Annotated in this window: 23 protein-coding genes; 11 read left to right on the top strand and 12 right to left on the bottom strand. The window is 57.7% G+C overall.

Translation table 11 applies throughout. The annotated features are described in order from the left end of the window. Positions 1 to 200: 200 nt before the first annotated feature. The 5 genes from B0B09_RS14130 to B0B09_RS14110 all read right to left on the bottom strand — a co-directional run bounded on the left by B0B09_RS14130 (position 201) and on the right by B0B09_RS14110 (position 4,697). Entirely contained in the window at positions 201 to 2,315 is a 2,115-nt protein-coding gene (locus tag B0B09_RS14130; RefSeq protein WP_076660582.1) for a hypothetical protein, read from the bottom strand. Further along, complete coding sequence (motA, locus tag B0B09_RS14125) at positions 2,312 to 3,181, bottom strand: flagellar motor stator protein MotA (protein WP_076660581.1); 870 nt, start codon at positions 3,179 to 3,181, stop codon at positions 2,312 to 2,314. Before motA ends, B0B09_RS14130 begins: the two co-directional genes overlap by 4 nt. Positions 3,182 to 3,260: 79 nt before the next feature. After that, the gene (locus B0B09_RS14120; protein ID WP_076660580.1) at positions 3,261 to 3,833 is read right to left on the bottom strand and encodes a MotE family protein; all 573 of its coding nucleotides are present in this window, start codon (positions 3,831 to 3,833) and stop codon (positions 3,261 to 3,263) included. Then, a complete protein-coding gene (locus tag B0B09_RS14115; protein WP_076660579.1) occupies positions 3,830 to 4,186 on the bottom strand; it encodes a hypothetical protein in 357 nt (118 codons plus the stop codon). Before B0B09_RS14115 ends, B0B09_RS14120 begins: the two co-directional genes overlap by 4 nt. 13 nt (positions 4,187 to 4,199) lie before the next feature. After that, positions 4,200 to 4,697 carry a flagellar basal body-associated FliL family protein gene (locus B0B09_RS14110; protein WP_076660578.1) on the bottom strand — a complete coding sequence of 166 codons (498 nt, stop codon included), beginning with the start codon at positions 4,695 to 4,697 and terminating at the stop codon, positions 4,200 to 4,202. A 120-nt stretch (positions 4,698 to 4,817) separates the two neighbouring features. Between B0B09_RS14110 and fliF the strand changes: the two genes are divergently transcribed. From fliF to fliP, 4 genes are read left to right on the top strand one after another with little or no spacing between them, the layout of a single operon-like run. Next, entirely contained in the window at positions 4,818 to 6,398 is a 1,581-nt protein-coding gene (fliF, locus tag B0B09_RS14105) for a flagellar basal-body MS-ring/collar protein FliF (protein ID WP_076660577.1), read from the top strand. A gap of 3 nt (positions 6,399 to 6,401) precedes the next feature. Continuing rightward, on the top strand, positions 6,402 to 6,959 hold the full coding sequence (locus B0B09_RS14100) for a FliH/SctL family protein (RefSeq protein ID WP_076660576.1): 558 nt from the start codon (positions 6,402 to 6,404) through the stop codon (positions 6,957 to 6,959). Beyond that, positions 6,952 to 7,236 carry a FliM/FliN family flagellar motor switch protein gene (locus B0B09_RS14095; RefSeq protein ID WP_076660575.1) on the top strand — a complete coding sequence of 95 codons (285 nt, stop codon included), beginning with the start codon at positions 6,952 to 6,954 and terminating at the stop codon, positions 7,234 to 7,236. Before B0B09_RS14100 ends, B0B09_RS14095 begins: the two co-directional genes overlap by 8 nt. A gap of 1 nt (position 7,237) precedes the next feature. Beyond that, the gene (gene fliP, locus B0B09_RS14090; protein ID WP_076660574.1) at positions 7,238 to 7,969 is read left to right on the top strand and encodes a flagellar type III secretion system pore protein FliP; all 732 of its coding nucleotides are present in this window, start codon (positions 7,238 to 7,240) and stop codon (positions 7,967 to 7,969) included. A gap of 287 nt (positions 7,970 to 8,256) precedes the next feature. Here the strand turns inward: fliP and B0B09_RS14085 are convergent, their stop codons facing one another. The 5 genes from B0B09_RS14085 to B0B09_RS14065 all read right to left on the bottom strand — a co-directional run bounded on the left by B0B09_RS14085 (position 8,257) and on the right by B0B09_RS14065 (position 14,093). Beyond that, positions 8,257 to 9,357: a flagellar basal body P-ring protein FlgI gene (locus tag B0B09_RS14085; protein WP_076660695.1), complete on the bottom strand. Its 1,101-nt coding sequence runs from the start codon at positions 9,355 to 9,357 to the stop codon at positions 8,257 to 8,259. 6 nt (positions 9,358 to 9,363) lie between these two features. Next, a complete protein-coding gene (locus tag B0B09_RS14080; protein WP_242654450.1) occupies positions 9,364 to 10,368 on the bottom strand; it encodes a flagellin in 1,005 nt (334 codons plus the stop codon). After that, a complete protein-coding gene (flgK, locus tag B0B09_RS14075) occupies positions 10,369 to 11,811 on the bottom strand; it encodes a flagellar hook-associated protein FlgK (RefSeq protein ID WP_084190865.1) in 1,443 nt (480 codons plus the stop codon). A 27-nt stretch (positions 11,812 to 11,838) separates the two neighbouring features. After that, positions 11,839 to 13,173, bottom strand: a complete 1,335-nt coding sequence (locus B0B09_RS14070) for a flagellar hook protein FlgE (protein WP_076660572.1) — start codon at positions 13,171 to 13,173, stop codon at positions 11,839 to 11,841. A 101-nt stretch (positions 13,174 to 13,274) separates the two neighbouring features. Next, the gene (locus B0B09_RS14065; RefSeq protein WP_076660571.1) at positions 13,275 to 14,093 is read right to left on the bottom strand and encodes a flagellar motor protein MotB; all 819 of its coding nucleotides are present in this window, start codon (positions 14,091 to 14,093) and stop codon (positions 13,275 to 13,277) included. 205 nt (positions 14,094 to 14,298) lie between these two features. On the opposite strand from B0B09_RS14065, the gene chlG reads away from it, so the two are divergent. The 7 genes from chlG (at position 14,299) to B0B09_RS14030 (ending at position 21,703) form a co-directional block, all read left to right on the top strand. Continuing rightward, entirely contained in the window at positions 14,299 to 15,213 is a 915-nt protein-coding gene (gene chlG, locus B0B09_RS14060; protein WP_076660570.1) for a chlorophyll synthase ChlG, read from the top strand. 1 nt (position 15,214) lies between these two features. Then, positions 15,215 to 16,495 carry a BCD family MFS transporter gene (locus B0B09_RS14055; RefSeq protein WP_076660694.1) on the top strand — a complete coding sequence of 427 codons (1,281 nt, stop codon included), beginning with the start codon at positions 15,215 to 15,217 and terminating at the stop codon, positions 16,493 to 16,495. A gap of 3 nt (positions 16,496 to 16,498) precedes the next feature. Next, entirely contained in the window at positions 16,499 to 17,680 is a 1,182-nt protein-coding gene (locus B0B09_RS14050) for a geranylgeranyl diphosphate reductase (protein ID WP_076660569.1), read from the top strand. Beyond that, positions 17,677 to 18,210: an isopentenyl-diphosphate Delta-isomerase gene (gene idi / locus B0B09_RS14045; protein WP_055296903.1), complete on the top strand. Its 534-nt coding sequence runs from the start codon at positions 17,677 to 17,679 to the stop codon at positions 18,208 to 18,210. Before B0B09_RS14050 ends, idi begins: the two co-directional genes overlap by 4 nt. 54 nt (positions 18,211 to 18,264) lie before the next feature. Then, on the top strand, positions 18,265 to 18,798 hold the full coding sequence (locus B0B09_RS14040; protein ID WP_076660693.1) for a gamma-glutamylcyclotransferase: 534 nt from the start codon (positions 18,265 to 18,267) through the stop codon (positions 18,796 to 18,798). Positions 18,799 to 18,949: 151 nt separating this feature from the next. Continuing rightward, on the top strand, positions 18,950 to 20,035 hold the full coding sequence (locus tag B0B09_RS14035; protein ID WP_076660692.1) for a biopolymer transporter ExbB: 1,086 nt from the start codon (positions 18,950 to 18,952) through the stop codon (positions 20,033 to 20,035). A gap of 3 nt (positions 20,036 to 20,038) precedes the next feature. Beyond that, positions 20,039 to 21,703 carry a peptidoglycan -binding protein gene (locus B0B09_RS14030; RefSeq protein WP_076660568.1) on the top strand — a complete coding sequence of 555 codons (1,665 nt, stop codon included), beginning with the start codon at positions 20,039 to 20,041 and terminating at the stop codon, positions 21,701 to 21,703. On the opposite strand, the gene B0B09_RS14025 is transcribed toward B0B09_RS14030, so the two are convergent. Beyond that, on the bottom strand, positions 21,690 to 23,027 hold the full coding sequence (locus B0B09_RS14025) for an ABC1 kinase family protein (protein ID WP_076660567.1): 1,338 nt from the start codon (positions 23,025 to 23,027) through the stop codon (positions 21,690 to 21,692). The genes B0B09_RS14030 and B0B09_RS14025 overlap by 14 nt on opposite strands. Positions 23,028 to 23,062: 35 nt before the next feature. Then, positions 23,063 to 23,278 (bottom strand): DUF2805 domain-containing protein, encoded by a 216-nt coding sequence (locus tag B0B09_RS14020; protein WP_055296896.1) that lies wholly within the window; start codon positions 23,276 to 23,278, stop codon positions 23,063 to 23,065. Between the last annotated feature and the right edge of the window lie 79 nt (positions 23,279 to 23,357).

The following is a 23,357-nucleotide window of genomic DNA, read 5'->3' as shown; positions in this document are numbered from 1 at the left end:
TGGCTGAAAAACACTTTTGAAAGACAGACCGTTCACGTCCTGTCACCTGTCAACAAGCGTCGCTGGATCGCGCGCAAAACTTCACAGGTTTGACTGAGATGCGATAGTGTCACTGGCATTCTGCCGGCCTCGGTTTGGGGGAACTTCTGTCACTCCCCAACCGTGTTAGGTCGAATTGCTTTACAAACTGTAAGCAGCCATCAGAAGTTCGAGGGTGCCGGTACACTTTGCAGAAGTGCGCGAATGCTCTCACGCGACTGCGCAGCGGTGTCGACCAAGGTACGGCTGTCACGCAATGTTGGCCGATCAATCGGGTTAAACGCCTGCGTCATTGCACCTTCAAAACCATCCAAATCACCGTCACCAGATGGAAGCGTATTTCCAAGTTCTACCATGACCGGCCGGGTCGCCGCGATGGCCTGCAGTGCGTCTGCGATAAGCAGATCCCTTTGTGCGGCGTCCTCTCCTTCAGCAGGTGAAGTCAGCACCGCGATGGCGCGGTCCGGAAAGCCCAGTTCAACCAATCGCTCTGCAATCACATTCTGCGTTTCTGCATCCTGCCGCGAAAGATCTACTTGCCAGACGAATTCCAGAAATGCCGCATCCGGCATGCGCCGAGCTGCTTGCTGATAGACATCAGATTCCCGCGTGACATATGCGTCGTCCGAAAGCGTATTCCGCCGCGATATCAGCAGGCTGCGCGCATCCTCAAAGCGATCAACAGACAGATAGCCAACAAACTGGGCATCAGCGAGTTCGGTTGCCGCAGGCAAATCTGCGGTCTCGAATCGCAGCGCATCGGCAAGCAAGAAATCCTCATCAGAAAAACCGATGCCACGCGATGCGCCTTCACGGAAAAAACGCGCCATCGCTTCTGGACCCGTGCGAGGATCATTTCGTGCCGCGTCTTTTATCTTATCCATTGCAAGCGTGTCCTCGCCCAAAGCTTCGGCCAGCGATGCCTCGGCAAGGACGCGTGCAATGTCACCACTTGCCACTGCGGTCTGAGGAGCTAGCACTTGCAGCGCCTCGTCCTCTGCCCCAATCGCCAAGAGCGCCTGAGAAAGGCGGGAAACGATGGCCTGCTGCACAAAAATCGGCAACGCGCGATAACCATTCACAACAGCAGCACGGTTCACCTGTGCATCTGTCGGCGCTGCCGGGTGCGCCAAAAGCGCCCAAAGCGCGACATTTGTCGGACAGCTGACCTGGCCCGCAAAGACCGCGTGGGCGACAGGTTCATCATCAATTATTTGCGCAATTGCACGCAAAAGCATCCGATCCTGCGATTGCACACCCTCAAGCTCAAGCGCCTGCTGCGCTTCGCGACCGAAGCCTAAAAACACATAGAGGCGCGCCAAAGTGAGCAAGGAGCCTTCTGCAAACCGGCCATCCTCTGCAGCCAACCCATTGCGTATCAGGTTGAGCTGCTGGCCGGGCGGGCTATCGTTGCCCCACGATGCAACATCAAATGCGGCTTCCGGCAAACACCTCTGTCCGTCTTGCGTCTGCGGCGCAGGTGCAGCGCTTTCAACTGCGAGCGGATCAATACTGGTTCTCGCCGTCACGCCGGGCAAGTCTGCGCGCGCCTGCAGCGGCGGACGGCCAAGATCATCACTGGTTGTGGAAGTCGGAGATGCTGTGCTTAACCCCTCCTGTAGCAACCCTTCGGTCAGGCCGCGTCCAACGCTTTCTGTCAGCGACTGTGCAATCCGGCGCAGCGCGTCATCTGCGGACACGGTCGATACAACGGGGGCAGGACTATCTGCAACGTCTTCATTTTGCTCCGCAGTGTTTGCAGGCGGCTCCAATTCCGCCCCCAGAAAACGAGGGGTGACCAGTGGCAGAAGCCGGTTCTGCGCTGGTCGGTAAGGGAACCCCAAAAGTCCAGTTAAGGAAGGATCCGGCGTCACCGTGTTCGACGAAACCAGAGCCCCCTCAAACGGCGAATTTAACGGAGCAGGTCCGTCGCGGATATCAACCACCAGAAAATTTGAAAGGTAGACACTGGCAATCGCATGACAGTCACAATCAACGATCAGCTGCAACTCTCCCGCCTCGGGGTCTTGGGAGACTTCTGAAATGCGGTCCCGCGGGATCAGCGTGAAGAAATCGTCAAGCATGAAACCATCGGTGGCGGACACGCGAACCGCATAGCCGGCTGACACGCGCCCAAGTTGCCAATCAGCGCCGGACGGCAGGCCAATGACCACCCGCGTAAAATTCGCATGTTCGCCCGTCTGGACACGCAAGGGCGCCGCAGCCACCAAATGCGGCCAAAAAACCAGCAATGACAGCAATAGACGGTATCTCATGCGGCGTCCTGTTTGGTCGCCTTCAACGCATCTTCCATCTCGGCAAAGCTGGGCCGGTAATGGCCCGGCATGTTCTGGCGCCCGACTTCGACACAGATATTTGGGGCATGCGCATGCAGGTTAGCGATCAGCACTTCACGAATAAGCTGGTGAAAATGGGCGTCTTCTTCAATCACGGCCTTCACCTTGGCCGAAAACGGACCAACGAACCCATAGGCGAGGAACACCCCCAGGAATGTCCCGACGAGCGCGCCGCCAATCAGCTTGCCAAGCACCTCGGGCGGCTGGTCAATCGAAGCCATGGTCTTGATCACGCCCAACACCGCCGCCACGATGCCCAGCGCTGGCAAACCGTCAGCAACCGTTTGCAGTGCATGGGTCGAGTGAAGTTTGTGATGCAATGTCGCCTCGATCCGCTTTTCGAGGATTTCTTCGACCTGATGCGGATCGTCATAGTTCATCGAGGCCGAGCGCAGCGTATCGCAGATCAGGGCAATCGCCTCACCATCATCGAGTATTTTGGAGTACTTGCCAAAAATCGTTGAGGAATCGGGCGCCTCAATATGGCTTTCCAATGCAACCGGATTTGTTTTTGCGACGCGCAGCAGTTCGAACAGCAAGCACAACAGATCGCGATAATCCTGCGCCTTCCATTTCGGCCCTTTCACGACCTTGCCCAGATCCTTGAGCGTGGCCTTGATCGCAAAGCCATCATTACTGATTGCGAATGCGCCGATCGCGGCCCCACAAATCATGATCATCTCATAGGGCAAGGCGGCGATGATAATACCCATCTTTCCGCCAGCCAAAAGGTATCCGCCAAAGACCGTGACGAAGACAAAGACGATACCGAATAGACCGACCATTGGGCGCGGCTCCCTGCTCAAAAGAAGTGGATGTTACCGAATCCCTTCTAGTGCGAAGGGATTAATGATTTCTCTGCAGCTACTCGGTCGGCACTTCCGCGTTGCGGCCAGCGAGGACAACGCTGAACGAATAGGCGATTTCCGGGTCCAGTTCGGTCATGATCGACGCGGCAGCATCCGGCCGCATCAGCCCCAGAAACCCGGCAGCAAACTGTGGGGGCATCTGCGCAAAGAGATCGGCTGCTTCGCGCGGTTTCATATTTTCATAAACCGTCGTTAACTGCGCAAGATCAGATTCCGCAGCCGTATCAGCCAAGGCGATTGTCGCGCTCAGGCGGGCCTCTGCTGCAACAAGTTCCTCCAGTTTTTGATCTATCTCACCTTCTGCAACGCGCAGCGCCTCCAGACGGGCAGTCAACTGAGCTTCCCGCTCTGTCAGGCGCCGTTCACGCGCCTGCAACGCCGACAAAAGAGAATCTGTTGCGCCCGTATCCGAGGGCGCGCTTGCCTCGTCATAAGGGATCTCCGCACCTTCATTGGCCATCGCGGGCCCTACTTCTGTTGCAAGGCGCAACACGGCAGAGGCCACTAGCAAACAGGTAATAACCTGAAGAACGCCGGGGCCCGTTTTCTTGCGGCGCGACTGTTTCATTGTTTCGCAACGTCCCCGGTCTGCCTGCGCACAAAGAAGGGGCTTTGGGTCACGTTTGGCTGCACTTTTTGCGGAAGATCATGCATCGACGCGATCGACAGCTCGAGCCGCTTATGCGCGACCTCGGCCCGCTCGCTGACCGCATCAAGCTGCGCGACCGAGGCCTTAGCGGTCGTCTGGGCCTGTGTCAGGATCGCAGTCAGATCATCAACCTGCACGGACAGGACTGCCACCGCGCCACCGACGCCTTTTTCAAGGTCGGTAAAACGCCGCAAACGGCGTGACAGCACAAGGCAATAGAGCGCAGCGCCCAATGCGCCGGCCACCAGTAAAACATCGGCAATCATGGTCATAAACGGCACCTTTCTAGCTCAGAACAAATTCCATAATCAGCAGATCGGTCACCCGACCCGGCCCCGTGACAACCTGAATGCGGCGGAGCATTTGTGCGCGCAGCCGGACCAGAGCGTCTGGATCTTCTAAAGATGCGATTTCAACGGCGCGCAGATATCCGTTCAAGACATCAACGATGCGCGGTTTAATCGCCTCAACTTCGGCAGCGTAAGCAGGCGGCACCTCTAACTGCGCGGAAAAGCGCAGAAAATTACGCCCGCCTTCACCGGGCAGCGAAATGACAAGGGGATCAATCGGGACAAAGGAAACGTCAACATCCCGTGCATCCTCAGCGCCTGACGCGACTTCGACCTCTTCCACTTCGGAAGAAGCGCCGCCACCCAGCATCCCTGATTGGACCGCAAAAAAACCGCCACCACCACCAAGCAAAGCCAGAACCAGCCCCAAAAGCAAAGGCAGCTTTGACGCCTTGCGCGGTGCATCCTGGTCCACATCGGCATCGGTTGTCATGAGACTGCTCCTGAAATTTCCATGACATGGTGAATAAACCGAAAAGCCCTAACCGATTGTTAAGTCTCATCAGCCAAACACGACACATCGGCAGAATGCCAACGGAATGGAGAAACCAACTTGGAAAACTTTGGCAAGCTCTGGTCCGCGCTCAGTGTGCAGCGGCGGATCGTAGTAATATTTGTCACAGTGGCCGTATTTGCGGCCGTTCTTTTGCTGGCCCGCGGTGCGGGTACACGGGACATGTCCCTGCTTTTTGGCGGCTTAGAGGCAGCAGCTGCGGGCGATGTCATCACGGCGTTGGATCAACAGGGTGTCGCCTATGAAGTGCGGGGCAGTGCGATCTATGTGCCCACGACAGAACGCGATTCGCTGCGGATGGCGCTGGCCGGTCAGGGGCTGCCTGCGACGGGTCGACAGGGGTACGAGTTGCTCGATTCGCTATCAGGGTTCAGCACGACTGCGCAAATGTTTGACGCCGCCTATTGGCGCGCCAAAGAGGGTGAACTTGCACGCACAATCCTTGCCAATCCGCAGATCCGCGCGGCGCGCGTCCATATCTCGACGCCTTCCCAACGGCCCTTTCAACGCGAACAGGGCCAGACAGCGGCGGTCACCGTCACCACGGACGGGGCAGGGCTTTCAGCACAACAAATCAAGGCGTTGCAGTACCTGATCGGCGCGGCAGTACCAGGCCTTTCCCCGAATGATGTCGCCGTGATTGATGATGCGGGCGGGTTGCTGTCGCAAGGCGATGCCGCACAAGATGGTGCGAGCGGCGATGAGCAGGCCGAAAACCTGCGCCAACGCGCAGAGCGGCTTTTGGCGGCACGGGTGGGCGCAGGAAACGCTGTCGTCGAAGTCTCGGTTGATCAGGTGACAGAGACCGAAATGATTACCGAACGCCGGGTCGATCCGGACAGTCGCATCGCCATCAGTACCGATGTGACCGAAAGTGCCGGCACATCCACCGATAGCCGCGGCGGCGATGTGACCGTGGCATCGAACCTGCCCGAAGGCGATGCGGGGGCGAATACCGGCTCATCCAGCAATGAAAACACCGAAAGCCGGACTTTGACCAACTATGAAGTCTCCCAGACCGAACGCCAATTGACGCGCGCGCCGGGCGCAATCCGGCGGTTGACCGTCGCAGTGCTTGTCAACGATGTGGTCGAGACCACCGATGACGGCACGGTCACGATCACCCCACGATCTGCCGAAGAACTCGCGGCTCTTGAAGCGCTGGTTGCTTCTGCCGTCGGGCTGAATCCAGAGCGCGGGGATATTCTCACGCTCAGATCAATGCCATTTGAACCTTTCGAGGCACTGGGAACTGCAGCCGTTAGTCCGATCGCGGCGCGTCCGCTCGACATGATGCAACTGATCCAGATCGGTGTACTTGCGATTGTTGCTCTGATCCTCGGCCTCTTTGTCGTACTCCCGATTTTGACATCCGCAGGCGCGCAATCACGACCGTTGGAACTGGAAGACCGCGCCGAACCGATCGACATCAATCCGCCGATGGCCATGGCAATGGATGATTCGGAATTTGGCGGATTCATGGGGGGCAATATGCTCGGGGCTGAGGAAGACAACGATCCCGTCGCGCGGCTCAAGCGCATTATCTCCGAGCGCGAAACCGAAACGCTTCAGGTGTTGCAGGACTGGATTGAAGAACCCTCTGCAAAGGCGAACACGTAAGCCATGCAAAAGGTGCAGCTTGAATCATTTGACGATGACACGGTGCAAGAGGCGCATACCCCAGAAGGGTATGAACAAGGTTTTGCCGAGGGCTATGCCGAAGGACTTGCTGCGGCAAAATCTGTGCATGCGACCTTGCAACAAGAGTTTGTCCAAAATATCGCCGATCTGGAATTCAAATACCAAGAGGTGCGCGGCGAACTCACCCGGTCGCTTGGGCCACTTTTTGATATCCTGTGCAACAAGCTGTTCCCACACCTAGTGGAGGAAGGGTTTGCCAGCCAGATTGCCCATATCCTCTTGCAGACTGCGGCCCAAAACCCCGCATTGGAGTTCACCTTGGCAATTCATCCTGAACAGTACGATGCCGTAACCTCAGCACTTGAAGCGAGCTCCATCAATGTCGCGCTCACATCTGATCCAGAGCTTACAAAAAATGAAGCGTGGGTACGTTGCGGGCAGGATGCCCAGCATGTCGATCTTGATCACATGCTGAACGACATCCGCCTGATCCTTTCAGCCGTCGATTTCATAGAAATGAGGACCACACCGCATGGATAACCCTGCCGAAACCGCCAACAAGACGCACCCGCTTCACAATATCCCGATCGAGGTGACTGTGACCGTTGGGAAAGCACGCCCCTTGGTGCGCGACCTGCTACAACTTGGCGAAAACGCTGTTCTACCGCTTGACAGCAAGATCGAAGACCCCGTCGAACTCTACATTGGCGATAGGCTCATCGCGCGCGGTGAACTGCAAGAAGCAGAAGGCGCAGAGCCAGGTCAGCTTGCCGTGCGTTTGACCGAAGTGGCGCATGACAAGGGTGACCTGTCCTAGGATGGGTCGCCTGCTTGTCATCGCCGTGCTTCTGTCTGGGGCGTTCGCAGGTCCCGCGCTCGCGCAAGAGGTCTCGGTCACCTTTGGCGATGACGGATCATTAGCAACGCGATCCGTTCAGTTGCTTGTCCTGATTACCGTGCTGAGCCTTGTCCCCGGCATCGCGATTATGGTGACCTGCTTTCCCTTTATTGTGACGGTCTTTGCTATTCTCAGGCAGGCCATCGGCCTGCAGCAATCCCCACCAAATATGCTGATTGTCAGCCTCGCCATGTTCCTTACGTATTTCGTGATGGAACCTGTGTTTCGCGCGGCATGGGATCAAGGGATCAATCCCCTGATCCAAGGCAACATCGCACTTGAAGAGGCCTTTTCGAGAGCGATCGTTCCCCTTCAGGAGTTCATGCTGACCCGGATCAACGCAGATACATTCATGGCTTTGGCTGATCTGCGCCCCGATATCACAAGCAGTCTTCCGGCGCAGGATGCACCTTTATCGATTGTGGTGCCATCCTTCTTGCTCAGCGAAATGGAACGCGCTTTTCAGGTCGGCTTTCTGATTTTCATGCCCTTTCTGATCATAGATCTGGTCGTTGCAGCGGTGTTGATGTCGATGGGTATGATGATGGTGCCGCCTGCGATCGTATCACTGCCATTCAAACTGGCATTCTTTGTGGTGGCGGACGGCTGGACCTTGATCGCAACAAGCCTTGTACAGGGCTATGGCGTCTGAGCCACGCCGTCTTTGTATCCTTGCAATGATGAACGCGGACATGGTTCAACCGCGCGGCAAATGATTCAAGGCATATGCCCATACCCCATTGCCAAACGATGATCACCCAATCATCCGCGCGACGGTCCCGCATCTTGAAGAAAGTACAATCGGCTTGGGCAGTCCAGCAGCAGTTTCAAGATCATAGGCATAAAAACAGCCGAACAATTATGCACAGAGAAGGTCGTGCTCACATTTGAACCATGCATCATGCTTCACCTTCAAAATTAGCCACAAACACGCGCCCTCTATCTCACGATAAATTCTGCATGCAATGCACCGCTGGCTTTAATACTTTTGAGGATATCAATCATATCACGCGGTGCGACGCCCAGTGCGTTCAAGCCGGCAACAACTTCGCTCAAAGATGTGCCACCGTTGACTTCTGCGAGGCCAATGCCCGGCTCCTCAATGATGTCCACATCGGTCCGAGGCACGACAACGGTTTCACCCTCAGCAAAGGGGTTGGGTTGCGAAACGAGCGGCGCCTCCTGAATGCGCAGCGTCAGGTTGCCCTGGCTGACAGCCACACGGCTGATCCGTACATCTTCACCCATGACAATAGTGCCAGAGCGCTGATCCACCACAACTCTTGCACGTCTTTCGGGTTCAACCATGATATTCTCGACGCGCCCCAGCGCATGTGCCGGAGAACGCATTTGTGTGGCATGGATGTCCAGCTCGACGGTGCCAGCGTCCAACATCACAGCCACATGGCGCGAAAACGCCGCATTGATTGCGCGCTCGATCCGTTCTGCTGTCGTGAAATCCGGCGTACGCAACGCCAAACGCACGGTCGAAAGGCCAGAAAAATCAAATGCCACTTCCCGCTCTATCGTAGCGCCGGAAGGGATAACACCAGCCGTCGGTACCCCTTGGATAACAGCCGCACCATCACCTGCGGCAGATGCACCACCTGCAATGATCGTTCCCTGGGCGACGGCATAGATATCACCGTCAGCAGCTTTCAACGGGGTCATAATCAATGTGCCGCCAAGCAAGCTACTGGCATCACCGATCGCCGAGACAGTCACATCAAGAGAACTGCCAGTGCGCGCAAAGGGCGGCAACGCGCCAGTCACCAAGACAGCCGCTACATTGTTGGGGCGGAACTGCTCTCCAGTGACGTTGACACCGAGGCGCTCAAGAATATTCCCCAGAATATCCTCGGTGAAAGGAGAGTTACGCAACCCATCGCCCGTCCCATTCAAACCCACGACAAGGCCGTAGCCTACGAGATCATTTGATCGCACACCGTCAAACTCAACCAAATCCTTTATGCGGATCGGGTTTGCCTGCGCCAAATGTGGCAAGAGCAACGTCGCAAGAACGCAAATCAGTTTTACCATTTTCATCTAGATGTACCGCAGCAGGCTGAGCTGGGACATACGCGCGGTCAGGCTAAAGAAAGTTTCCAATTGGACCTGTGTCGCCTGAATGCGCGATGCTGTTTCAAAGGGATCCGCAAGAGCGAGATTGTTTTCCGCGAGTTTTAGGGTCGTCTGTTGCGCGTTGGTTTCCGCCAATGCTCTCTCAACGCCGGCCTCTGCAAAGCCGACGCGCGCTTGCACCGCAACCAAGTCGCTTGCGCTGCCATAAAGTCGGGCCGCAGCTTCCTGCAGGAGGCTGGATTTCGTTTCGCGGCTCAGGCCGGGTAGATCATTGGCAAGCGCGGCGAGGGCCGCACCTTTCAGCACATCCCGGATTGCCGGATCATCAGCCCGCGCATCCAGCGCGACGGTACGATTGTCGGCCACGCGCCGTTCCAGCAGCGCACCTGTATCACCTTGATAACCAAGCGTTGCAAAGCCTCCGGCAGGATCATCGAACCAAGTGTCGACGGTCGCACTTATCGTCGCTTGATCCACCGCGCCGCCAATTGCGACCGTCAATTGGGCCAGCATTTCTGTGCCAGAGGCAAGCGGTGCTGTGTCGACACGCGTGCCGCCCATCAAAGCGCGGTTCGCGACCTGTGTGTTCAATGCCAGAACCATATCCTCAAAGGCACTCCGCGATGCCATTGCCGCCTCGTCAATTTGGGCGGATGTACTGGTATCATTTACCAAGAGCAGCCGCTCTGCAGTGGCACCGCGCGCACTGTCAACCTTACCCAGAATGATTTGCATATTGGCGAGTGTTTGAAGCGTTTCCGATGCAATCTGACCATATCCATCAAGCTGTGTCAGACTATACCGGATCCCGGAAAATCGCGCGGTCTCGCCGTCAAGGCTCTTGGTCAGATCCGCAACCTTCCCAGAGGACAGGCTATCGACCAGTTCCGCAAGTTCCGTCTTGATGGCATTTCCATTGCGCAGCGACGTAAACTGGCGTGCCATATCGCCTACTGAAACTACTGACATCTAAAGCTCCATCAGTCTTTGCATCATAAAATCTACAGTCTGGATCACCTTTGCGTTTGCAGCATAGGCCTGCTCGATTTGCAGCAATGTTTGCAGTTCAACGTCCGTATCCACACCATCGGCAAGTTCAGTTTCGCGGAGCGTTTCCCACCGTGCAGAAGTGAAGCTGAGCTGTTCTTGCGCCAAAAGCCGGGTCGAACCAACTTCGGAGACAAAGCTTGCGATACGCCCGGACGCAGATTGTGCAGCAGTGCCCGGCACGTCGGCACGGGGCGCACCGAGCGCTGCAATCCAGCGGTTCAACTGCGTTGCATCGCCTGAAGGGCCAGGCACTGCAGCATTCAGACCATCGCGCAACAAGGCCGCATTGCCGCCATTGGCCGGCGCAATAAGCGGGTTCAGTGCAATGCGACCCGCAAGCCCCGGTAGATCAGCAAGGTCCAGCCCCCCGCCTTCATCAGTCAAAAGTCCAAGATCGCCAGCCGTGAGCGACGGATCATTGGCTGTGTCTTGAAAACGTGCGATCAAATCCGCCGCGATCAGATCAAGGGATTCCTGCGATTCAACCAGTGTTTTGTCCCGCAACGCAAAAGCCGCGCCAAGAGAACCGCCGTCGAGCCGTCCAATCCCGGTCGCGGCATCTACGATGTCACCATCAATTGTAATGACGCCAAGCGCACCGCCTGCCAAAGTCATATCAGCCGTGATTGTCGGTGTGCGTTGAAAACCGAATTCAACTGGTCGCGATTCCAGAAGCGGGGTGCCACGCGTTGTTTGCAGTGCGATCGTGCCGTTATCGCGCGGAATCTCACGGATTGGCACGATTTTCGCGATTTGGTCAACGGCCCGCTGTCGGGCATCAAGAAGCGCAGACGGATCATCACCAGACCCTTTGATCCGCAAGATGTCCGCATTGAGCGTGGCGACCTGTTTCAACGCAGCATTCAGCACATCAATATCACGGGCAATTGAGCCATCAGCCTCTTGTCTCAGAGACTGGATACTTTTGGTGTTGGACTGCAGTGTGTCTGCGACATCCTGCAAACGGCTGACCACTGATGCGAGCCGCGTCTCGGATGCGGGGTCACTACTCGCGCTGATCAAAGCGCGTTCAAACTCGGCCAGTCGTGCGCCCAAACCTGCGGCATCGTCAGGACCACCGATTGCCTGCTCGAGCCGCACCACCATCGTGGCGCTGCGATCTTGCCCACTAAGCGATGCATCCGCCAAGCGCCGGTCGGCCAAAAGCCCCGCATCGACAAACCGGTTGATCGCATCAATACGCACCCCGCCACCACGACCGCCGACTTGCACAGAAGAAAGCTCGACCGAGCGTCGCCCATAGCCGTCTGTCATGACATTCGACAGATTTGACGACACGACCTCGGCCATGCGCGCGTTGGTCGTCAGACCGGTGACTGCGTTATTGAGGGCGCTCGACATGCTCATATCAGGTCAATCCAATCTGCCTTAGCGTTTGATGTTGGTGGTTTCTTGCAACATCTCGTCCACAGTCTGAATGACCTTGGCATTTGACGAATAGGCCCGCTGTGTCTGGATCAGTTCTGTGAGCTCACCGGCAACATCGGTGGCAGATTCCTCGCGTGCAAAGCCGACGATATCGCCTGTCGGCCCGTCACCCGCGTCCCACAGGAAGAAAGAGCCACTGTCAGGCGTCACACGGTAACTCTGTTGATCAAGCGTTTCCAATCCGTTCACGTTTGGCACGTCCACCAGCGGAATTTGATAGAGAACACGGTTGATCCCGATGTCAAAGGACGCCCGTACGAAACCGTTCTGGTCCACCTCGATTGAGGTCAGGCTACCCACGGGCGTACCATTCTTGGAAATGGAAACAGGCGCGAAGGCATCCGACAGTTGGGTCAGTCCGATCGAACTGCCCAATTCGCCGATATTGATTTCCATCGGTCCGCCATCGACCGCAATGGTCAGTGCCCCAGTGAGCGGGTCGTAGGCCCCGCCAACCGGGTTGGCAGGATCTGCAAAATCGACGCTTGCAAGCGTACCACCGCCGCCACGTGTCGCATCAAAAATCAGCGTGTATTCGCCAACAACATCGGGAATACCGTTGAGATCAACATCGGATTCACTGTCGCGAATCTCCATCGTCCATGTATTTGATGACCCGTTTGCCGGCACAGTTGGCGTAAACAGGAAGCTTAGGTTCGAAGACGCGCCCAGGTTGTCAAAATATTCAACCGAAAGCGTTTCAGAATCACCCGGTGATCCTTCCCGCGTTGAAGTGGCCGGCAGATTGACCGAGAGATCAACACGTGTCGTCGCCTCGCCCGCGAATTGGTTGGCGTTGATCTGGACAGGTACCAAACCGTCGATGGAATCGCGCGGATAGTTGGGGATTGTTCCGTCAGGCGCCGCTGGCACACCAAGCAAAACCAACCCGCCGGGCGTGCGCAGATATCCTTGGGCATCAGGGCGGAAAGATCCGGTTGTGGTCAGGAACAAAGGATTGTCGCCATTGTTAACGGCCACAGATGTTTCCGACGTGACCGGCAGCATCCCGCGGCCGCGGACGGCAAGATCGGTGGGGTTCGACGTCGACACCAGCGCACCACGTTCATCAATCAAGCGAGAGGTCGTTGTGCGCACCCCACCCGCAGAATAGGTTCCCTGGCCGCTTTCGATCACCATCGACTGAAAGTCGGTCACCGCCCTTTTGTAGCCATAGGTTGATGAGTTCGAAATATTGTCCGAGATCGTGGCCAACCGAGAGGCATTTGCGGCCAAACCGGCAACGCTGGCGTTCAGGGAAGAGGAAATCGTCATATAGATGAGCCTTTCTGCGTCAGAGATGACTAATGTTCTCACCACCCCTAAGCCCCGCGCCTTAACACCCTCCTAACGGCTAAAATTCGAATGATATCACCCTAGCGGTCCGATCGCAGCAGGATGACTTCAATGCGATTGTTGCGCGGGGCGGTCGCGTCGCGCATGGCAGGCTCACGATCGCCGGCACCCGTCTGGCGAACAATGCGCATTGGATCGAGACCACCACTTTGCAGCATGAGACGCATCTGGGCGGCCCTGCCAGTTGAGAGTTCCCATACAGGGTTGTCGACCTTCAGGACGGACTCGGCGCTGAGATGCCCTTCAATAGCGACACCGTTACGAACAGTCTGAAACAGCCGCGCCATAATCGCGGCAATCTCGGCGATCACCGGATTGGGGACGACCGTGTCATCAACAAAGAGCGTGACATCAGGCAGATCAAATATCTCGATCACGAGACCCTCATCCGTGAGCCGCGTGATGATATGGCGCAGCGCCTGATCGGATAGCATGCTTTCACCACCCTGCCCCAGAAGTGCCGCCTCGATTTCGCGCAGTGCGGCGACTTGGGCCGCTGCCAAGGCATCTGCCTCGGTTTCGCTTTCACTGCGCGATGGCGCGCTGATACCAGTGCCGCTTTGTGCCAGTGTCTCTTCGGTGAAGATATTGTCGCCACCAAAGGCACCGGACCCACCGCCTGAAATACGGTTGACGGGAATCGTTGGCGAAAAGTAATCCGCCAGACCTTTGCGCTGCTGTTCAGTCGTGGCGTTGAGCAACCACATCAGCATAAAGAAAGCCATCATCGCCGTGACGAAATCAGCATAGGCGACCTTCCAGGCACCACCATGGTGGCCGCCGCCAGCCACTACTTTCTTGCGTTTGATAATTGTCGGTGCGTTTGATCCTGCGCTCATCTCACTACCTCTTGTTGTCACCCGTAACGGGCATAGAGGGGCAGAAATGAAAGCAGGCTTAACGCGACAATTCGATGAAAAACACGCGCGTATTCCGGGCATCGCTGTCGCGTTCATGCGACGACCAAGCCGAGCGACAAGATGGCGCAGTGTCAACAGACCTTTACACTTGCCCAAACGCCATATGTCACACTAAACTGACAGAATGAGTGTAACGTCAGACTTACAGATTGAACCAGTCATACGCCGCTGGCCCGAACCGCGCGCGATGCTGCGGCTCATCAAACCTGTAACATGGTTCCCTCCGATGTGGGCCTATCTTTGCGGCGTCGTTTCATCCGGCATAAGCCCTTCTGGCCAATGGTTTTTCGTGGTCTTGGGCGTCGTGCTTGCCGGCCCGATCGTCTGCGGCATGTCGCAGGCCGCGAATGATTGGTGCGACCGGCATGTTGACGCGATCAACGAGCCAGACCGCCCGATTCCTTCAGGGCGCATTCCCGGACGTTGGGGGCTCTATATCGCACTCGCAATGACTGTGTTGGGGCTGGCGGTTGGGTATCAGCTGGGCCCTTGGGGCTTCGGCGCCACTCTACTGGCTGTTGCCGCAGCTTGGGCCTATTCGGCCGAGCCGATCCGCGCCAAAAAATCCGGTTGGTGGGGCCCGGGGCTTTGCGGCCTCGCTTATGAGACCTTGCCATGGATCACTGGTGCTGCTGTTGTCGCCGCTGGCGCGCCCAGCCCGCAGGTGATCGTGATTGCCGTGCTTTACGGCATCGGGGCGCACGGAATCATGACACTCAACGATTTCAAAGCGATTGAAGGCGACCGCGCCACTGGCCTGCGGTCGCTGCCTGTCACACTTGGGCCCGCGCGCGCAGCACAGGTCGCCTGCTGGATCATGGCGGTGCCACAGGTCATCGTCATCGGCCTGCTGACCTATTGGGGCAAACCCGGCTTTGCCCTGGGCGTTATGGCGATGCTGGCGGTGCAATTGGGCGCGATGCGCGTTCTGCTGCGCGACCCCGAAGGCAAGACGCCCTGGTATCAGGGCATGGGTATTCTGTTCTACATCAGCGGCATGATGATCAGCGCCGTTGCTTTGCGGAGCATTGGAGGCTGATATGACACTCTCATGGTTTCAGATTGTCCGGCTTGGTTTTGTGCAAATGGCACTGGGGGCGATTGTCGTCCTGACAACGTCGACACTGAACCGGCTGATGGTAGTTGAGCTTTCGCTGCCAGCGATCCTGCCGGGTCTTTTGGTCGGCTTGCACTACGGTATTCAACTGACACGCCCTCATTGGGGGTTCTATTCCGACACAGGTGGGCACCGGACACGCTGGATTATCGGCGGTATGGTGGCGCTGGCGCTCGGTGCTTTCGCTGCGGCCTGTGGGGTCTTGGCTTTCGCGCAATCCTTTGCGCTTGGCCTGACCGTTTCAATCGTCGCCTATACGCTGATCGGCCTTGGCGTTGGCGCGTCGGGCACATCATTGCTGGCGCTGTTGGCCACGACGACCTCACCGCACCGCCGTGCTGCCGCCGCCACGATCACTTGGTTGATGATGATTTTCGGGATCGCAATGACCGCAGGGATCGTGGGGCAGTTGATTGACCCCTATACGCCGCTGCTCTTGATCAGGATTGTCGGGTGCGTTGTGACAATCGCAACACTCGTGACCTGTCTTGCCGTCTGGCGGATCGAACGCAATCTGATTGCCGTGCGCGAGCCGGATCCAACACCCTTCATGGAGGGGCTGAAAGAGGTCTGGTCCGAACGCAAAGCGCGCAATTTCACGATCTTCGTTTTCCTGTCGATGACCGCCTATTTCATGCAGGAACTGATCCTTGAACCCTACGCCGGCCTCGTCTTCGGCTTCACGCCTGGGCAATCGACCTCGCTTTCGGGCGCGCAAAACGGTGGTGTGTTCATCGGCATGCTCGCCGTCGGCATCTTGGCCACTGGTTTTAAGATCGGCGCATTGCGCAACTGGGTAATGACGGGCTGTGTCGGCTCTGCCGCATCGCTGATCCTCATCACATTCCTCGGACCCATCGGCCCAAGTGCTCCGCTCGTCCCCGCAGTCGTCCTGCTGGGGTTCTTTAACGGCATGTTTGCTGTCGCGGCGATTGGCTCAATGATGGCGCTGGCCGCCGCAGGGGCCGCGCGCCGCGAAGGCACCCGCATGGGGCTTTGGGGTGCGGCACAGGCCATCGCCGCCGGTTTCGGCGGATTGGTTGGCGCAGGCATGGTTGATGCCTTGCGCGTCACCATGACCGACACCCAGGCCTTCGGGATCGTGTTCATCGCTGAAGCCGCCATCTTTATCGCCGCCGCCACAATGGCAGCCAAAATCATGGATCGCAAAATGCCGTCCGCCACGCTCGTTCCAGGAGAATAGCACATGCAATATGATGTCGTTGTCGTGGGCGGAGGCCCGTCAGGGGCCACTGCCGCAGAAGACCTCGCACGGTCCGGTCACAAGGTCGCCTTTATCGACCGTGACGGGCGGATCAAACCTTGCGGTGGCGCTGTTCCTCCGCGTTTGATCGAAGATTTCTTTATCCCCGACGCCCAGATCGTGGCCAAAGTGAACACCGCGCGCATGATCTCGCCCACAGGACGGCAGGTCGATATCCCGATCGAGAACGGCTATGTCGGCATGGTTGACCGCGAACACTTCGACGAATTCCTGCGCAAACGGGCCAAGGACGCCGGCGCGCATCGCTACACGGGAACTTTCACCAAGATCGAACGTGACGCAGAGGGCACCCATGTGATGTACCGCGACAAGGTCAGCGGGAATGAGATGAAACTGACCACAAAGCTGGTCATCGGCGCTGATGGGGCGCGCTCCAACGTGGCGCGGGCCGAAATCAAAGACGGCGATAAAATCCCCTACGTGATTGCCTACCACGAAATCATCGAAGCGCCGGCAGCGACCGCCACCTACGATCCCGCACGGTGTGACGTGATCTATGATGGCAGGATTTCACCCGATTTCTATGGCTGGGTCTTCCCCCACGGCGGGCAAGCCAGCGTCGGCATGGGGTCCTTGATCAAATCCGTTGACGTTAAGAAAGCCACTGCCGATCTGCGTGCGGCCTCTGGCCTGACCGATTGCAAGACGATCCGTAAAGAAGGCGCGCCCATTCCGCTCAAACCGCTTGATTGCTGGGACAACGGCAAAGATGTGGTGCTGGCAGGCGATGCGGCGGGCGTTGTGGCGCCGTCATCGGGCGAAGGGATCTACTATGCGATGGTTGGCGGACGCGTTGCCGCGACCGCAGCAGCGGCCACTTTGGCATCAGGTCGCGTAAAGGATTTGCAACTGGCCCGCAAACTCTTCATGCGCGAACACAAACAGGTTTTCCGGGTTTTGGGTGCGATGCAAAACGCCTATTACCGCAGCGACGAACGACGCGAGCGGTTTGTGTCCCTGTGTCATGATGTCGACGTGCAAAAGCTCACGTTTGAGGCTTATATGAACAAGAAACTGGTAAAGGCGCGTCCCATGGCACACCTGAAAATCGGCATTAAGAACCTCGCGCATCTGACGCGACTGGTATCACCGTTGCGGACATGACGATCATGATCCCGGCCTGGGAGAACGGCAAACTCAAACCGGTCGAGAAACTGGATGCGCATGTGCGGGGCCTCAAGCACAAGGCGGTCAGTGTCTTTGTGATCAACCGTGGCCGCGTCTTGATCCAGCAGCGCGCGATGGGCAAATACCACACACCCGGGCTTTGGGCGAACACCTGCTGCACCCACCCCGAATGGGACGAAGACCCCACCGATTGCGCGATGCGCCGTCTGGACGAAGAATTGGGGATCAAGGGGCTTTATCCATCCCACCGTGACCAGATCGAGTATCGGGCCGATGTGGGTGGCGGGCTGATCGAACACGAGGTTGTCGAGGTCTTCGTCGCTGACGCCCCCAATAATCTGGTGGTCAAGCCCAACCCCGAAGAAGTGATGGACACCCGCTGGGTCGACTTTTACGAACTCTCTGCCGATGTGGCGCGGCACCCTGCGCAATACACACCCTGGCTGCGGATTTACCTGCAAGATCACACTGCTGCGATCTTTGGCGATCTGCTCCGCGCGGTCTAGTTCCGTTTCCTCCAAACCGGTGTTATGGGCGTGTTCAAGGAAGGGACACGCACCATGGCACTTTGGGTTTTCGGATACGGTTCACTTTTGTGGAACCCCGGCTTCACGCCGGTACGTCAAGTCAAGGCGCGGCTGCCTGACTATCACCGCAGTTTTTGCATGCTCAGCATCCATCACCGCGGCACCGAGGATGACCCCGGCCTTGTGCTTGCGCTTGATGCGCAAGCGGGCGGGCAATGTACCGGCGTGGCCTTTCAGGTGGCCGAGAACGAGACCGACACTGTTCTGGCGCAACTGCGTGAACGCGAGTTGATCTCATCTGCCTATTACGAAGAAACCGTTACACTGATCGACGATCAAGGCGCACCATTGCAGGCGCTGACCTATGTGATTGACCGCGATCATGTGCAGTATTGCCAGTTCGACCTTGAAAAACAGGCGCAGATGATTGCAGGTGCGGTCGGCGGACGCGGGCCGAACACCGAATATCTGTTCAATACGGCCAACCACCTCGCGGAGCTCGGCATAAAAGACACCGACATGGACTGGTTGGTTGCGCGTGTGCGTGCTTTGACGGCAACAGACTGAAGGCCCGAATTTGTTTGGGTTTGTGTAAGTTCAGCCATATGGTGTTATGCGAGCGAAGCAGTCACACAATATGAGGCCCCAATCCGTGTCGGACAAACGGGAACCCAAATCGCAACCGCAGTTCACACTGCCCATTCGTCAGCTTCTTTTCATGCTGACCGTGATCGGGCTGGTCGGCGCGGGCTTTTACCTTGGGCTGGAGCAGATCACAGCGATCTATCAGTCAAACCCCTACCTGAACGGGGTCATTCTTGGCGTGTTTGTGCTGGGCGTGCTGTCCTGCTTTAATCAAGTCTTTCTACTGATGAATTCGGTCCGCTGGATCGAACGGTTTGCGCGGGAACAAGGCGGGCATTCGTATAGTGCGGCTCCCTCGCTTCTTGCCCCGCTTGCCACGCTCTTGCGCTCACGCGGGGCGCGCACGCAGGTGTCCTCAACCTCTGGCCGGTCTATCCTTGATTCTGTCGCACAGCGGATCGACGAAGATCGCGAAATCACACGCTATATCGGCAACGTCCTTATTTTCCTTGGTCTATTGGGCACATTCTATGGTCTGGCCACGACCGTGCCTGCGCTGGTTGAAACCATCCGGTCGCTGAACCCCGGCGAGGGGGAAAGTGGTGCCGATATTTTCGCCCGCCTGCAATCAGGGCTCGAAGCGCAACTGGGCGGCATGGGCACGGCGTTTTCCAGCTCGCTGCTCGGGCTTGCCGGATCTTTGATCGTGGGGCTTTTAGAGCTTTTTGCCGGCCATGGCCAAAACCGTTTCTACCGCGAACTCGAAGAGTGGCTATCCACGATCACCCGCGTCGGGATTGATGGCGAAGAGGGGGCCATTGGTGCCGACCTCAGCGCGATGGGCCCCTTTGTGGAACAATTGGGCGAGCTGATGGACACCATCCAGATGATGATGGGCCAGACAGACGCCGACCGCGAAGAGAATGACAAGAAATTCAATGCGCTGGCAACGGCGATTGAGAAGATGGCGCAAAGCTCCGCGGCCAATGCGACATCGGAAATGCTCGAACGTGTTGCCATCGGCCAAGAAGCGCTGATCCAGAAACTGGACGACAGCGGGATGGAAGGCATCGATGCCGAAAGCCGGATGCGCCTGCGGTCCATTGACGTGCAACTGCTCCGCATCCTCGAAGAGATGTCCGCAGGCCGTCAGGAAAGCGTCGGCGACCTGCGCAGCGAGATTGCAAATCTGGCAAATGCGATCAAGGACAGAGGCTGATCCATGGCGCTGAGCCGCAGATCATCGAACCGTTTCCAAAACGCCATCTGGCCGGGTTTTGTGGATGCGATGACCGGGCTTTTGCTGGTCCTGATGTTCGTGTTGACGATCTTTATGGTCATCCAGTTCGTGCTACGCCAACAAATCACCGGGCAGGAAACCGAGCTGGACGCCCTGAACAATGAGGTCGCAGCGCTGACAGCCACGCTCGGGCTTGCACGTGATACCAACGCGTCGCTGACCGCCGATCTTGATGCCGCCAACGCAGAGGCCACACGGCAGGCCGGAAGGATTGCCGCACTGATCGCCGAACGGGACGCGCAGGATCAGGCACTGGCGCAGGCGCAAACCCAAATCACGCAATTCGAGGCACAGGTCGCGGGGCTTCTGAGCGCACGCAGTGACGCGCTTGCCAATATTGCGGGGTTGGAAGCCGAGCAGGAACGACTGCTGTCAGAGCAGGAAGCACTCAACCTCGCCCTTGCACAGGCCCGCACTGAAATCGACGCGGGCGCAGAGGCCGCGCGACTTGCCGCCGCCCGCCGCGAAGCGCTGGAGGCACTGGTCGCCGATCTGGAAAGCGAGAATGACGCCAATACCGCGCGGATCACGGCGCTGGAGGCCGATCAACTGACCAGCGCCGCCGCCGCCGAAGCGCTGCGCGAGCGGCTAGCAAATGCAGACACCGAACTGACAGCGATGACACTTAATCTCGAACGGCAGCGGCAAGAAGCAGAGGACACGCTGACGCTGCTGGCCGCCGCACGCGCAGCACAGGCCGAACTTGACGCGCGGAACGCTACGCTGACCGCCGAGCTGGAAGCCCTGCAAGGCAATCTGGGCGACGAGGAAAGCGAAGCAGAACGACAGGCGGCCCTTCTTGCGCTTGCGAATGAGGAACTTGCGGCGCAAGAGGCGCTGTCTGCCGAAAGCCAGCGTCAGGTGGCTTTGCTAAATGAACAGATCACCGAATTGCGCACACAGGTGGGCAACCTGCAATCGATGCTCAACCTCGCAGAAGAAGCCGACCGCGAGGCGCAAGTCCAGATCGAAACCTTGGGCGCACAGCTGAACACTGCCCTTGCCCGGGTCGTTACAGAGGAACGCCGCAGGCGCGCCTTGGAAGAGGCTGAACGCATCAGGCTCGAGGCCGAGGCCGCGCGACTGGAGGAAGAAGCCGAAAGGTTGGCCGCCGAGGCCGAGAACCTGTCACGCTTCAAATCCGACTTTTTTGGCGAGTTGCGCCAGATCCTCGAAGGTCAGGACCGGATTCGCATCGAGGGTGATCGGTTTATCTTTGCTTCCGAGGTGCTTTTTGAGCCCGGCAGTGCCGATCTGTCGCCAGCAGGCGAAGCAGAAATCGCCAATATCGCCGATATACTGCGCAGTATTGCGGACGATATTCCCGAAGGCATTGATTGGGTGATCCGTGTTGACGGCCACACCGACAATATTCCTGTCGGAGCCGGATCGCGTTTCGCAGACAACTGGGAGCTAAGCCAGGCCCGCGCGCTTTCGGTCGTGCGCTTTATGAGCAGCGATCTGGGGATTGATCCACGCCGTCTGGCCGCAAACGGATTTGGCGAATATCAACCGCTGAACCCTGCCGACACGCCAGAAGCACGCGCCCAGAATCGCCGGATCGAGCTGAAACTTACCGAGCGCTAGACGCGACGTAGCGTGCGAAATATCCCGACATGTCCAACTGTGCGCCCAGCTGGCTGGCCAACAGGAACATGCCCCCGAATTTGCGTTGCAACAGCAAGACATCAATCGGCAAGGGCGGTGGAATAAACCCGTCTTCGGCCAGTGCTATCCCGGCCGTCTGCATCGCACGCGGGAGGGTCTTGTCGGTGAAATCGAACGGCCCGTTCGCGCGCAAGGCGTCAAAGGCCATCTGCATCATGTCCATAATTGCCTTGCGGTGACGGTCGGCGGTATCGGGCGCGACAAACCCGATTTCTTGCGCAATCCGCGCGAGCGCTGCGCGATCATCAACCAAACCAGCAGCCAGTAACGCGCGATATTGCGCCACGACCGTCGGGTTCAATTCACAGGTCGCGCCGAAATCCAGCAAGATGATCCGGCCCGTCTGTGGATCATAGCGATAGTTGGCGAAATTCGGGTCTGACTGCATCAGCCCTTCGTCGAACAGCTCGCGCAAGGTCAGCCCGATCAGCGCATCGGCAATCCGGTGTCTTTCCGCCTCGGGCTGGGTGAAGGCCGCTTCAATCGGCACACTTTCCACATAGGACATCGCCAATACCTGCGGCGTGCTCCATTCAGGGATAAACGCAGGCACATCAAATGCCGGTGCGTCCGCCAAAAGCGCGCCAAACCGCGCCAGATATTGCCCTTCGCGGGTATAATCCGTTTCCTGATGAAGCTGCTTGCGCGCTTCTTCCAGATAAGGCGCAAGCGCGAACCCCTTGGGGATCAGCCCTGACATGCGCAGAAGCGCGCCGACATTTGCCACATCGCTGTCAATGCTGTCCGCCACACCAGGGTATTGCACCTTGATCGCAAGATCCCTGCCATCCTTTAGCCTTGCACGATGGACCTGCCCGATCGAGGCTGCCGCAATGGGCCGCACATCAAACTTTGCGAATTGGCTCAACCAGTTCTTGGGCCACTGCGTATCCAGAACCCGCCGCAACTGCGCGGGCGGCATCGTATGGGCATTGTCCCGCAGCCGCGCCATGATCTGTGCCATCTCCGGCGGGAGAAATTCACCCGTATCCATCGACATAAGTTGCCCGATCTTCATCGCCGCACCGCGCATCTGGGCAAGCTTTTCGGTGATCCGCGTAATGTTCTGCGGGGTGATCAGCAAATCGCGCATTGCGGGCCGCTGGCCTTGCGCCAATTGCGCAATCCCGTTGACGGCCATATTACCGGCAACGCCAGCCGTCATCGCGCTCAAACGGGTAAACCGCGATACGCGGCTGGAAGGCACGGCAAGGGCGCGCACGTTGGGGTCTTGTTCACTCATGTGAGTGAGGTAGGCGGGTAGCGCCACATTGCCAGCTATTTATAATGCGCCCGTCTGTCCGAAAAATCGCGGACGCGTTTACGCCATGCGCGGTAACTGCCGGTTTTCAGGGTGTCGCGCATCAGGGCTTTGACGTCTTTCTCGCCAATCCCGTATTCGCGGTGGATATCCGCAAAGCTGACGTGATCCGACAGCGCCATCTGGATCACTTCGCTGACATGTTCGGGGGCAAGTTCAGGTTTCTTCGTCATGCCCTTCCAACTAGCGGGGCCGCGCATGAAAGCAAGCTGCGACCAATGACCCTCTACAGTCGTCTTCCGCCGCGCCCGT

Origin of the sequence: Yoonia rosea (assembly GCF_900156505.1) — a bacterium.
GTDB lineage: Bacteria > Pseudomonadota > Alphaproteobacteria > Rhodobacterales > Rhodobacteraceae > Yoonia > Yoonia rosea.
Note: the sequence above shows the minus strand (reverse complement) of the source record. Positions and strands in the feature narration are given on the sequence as shown.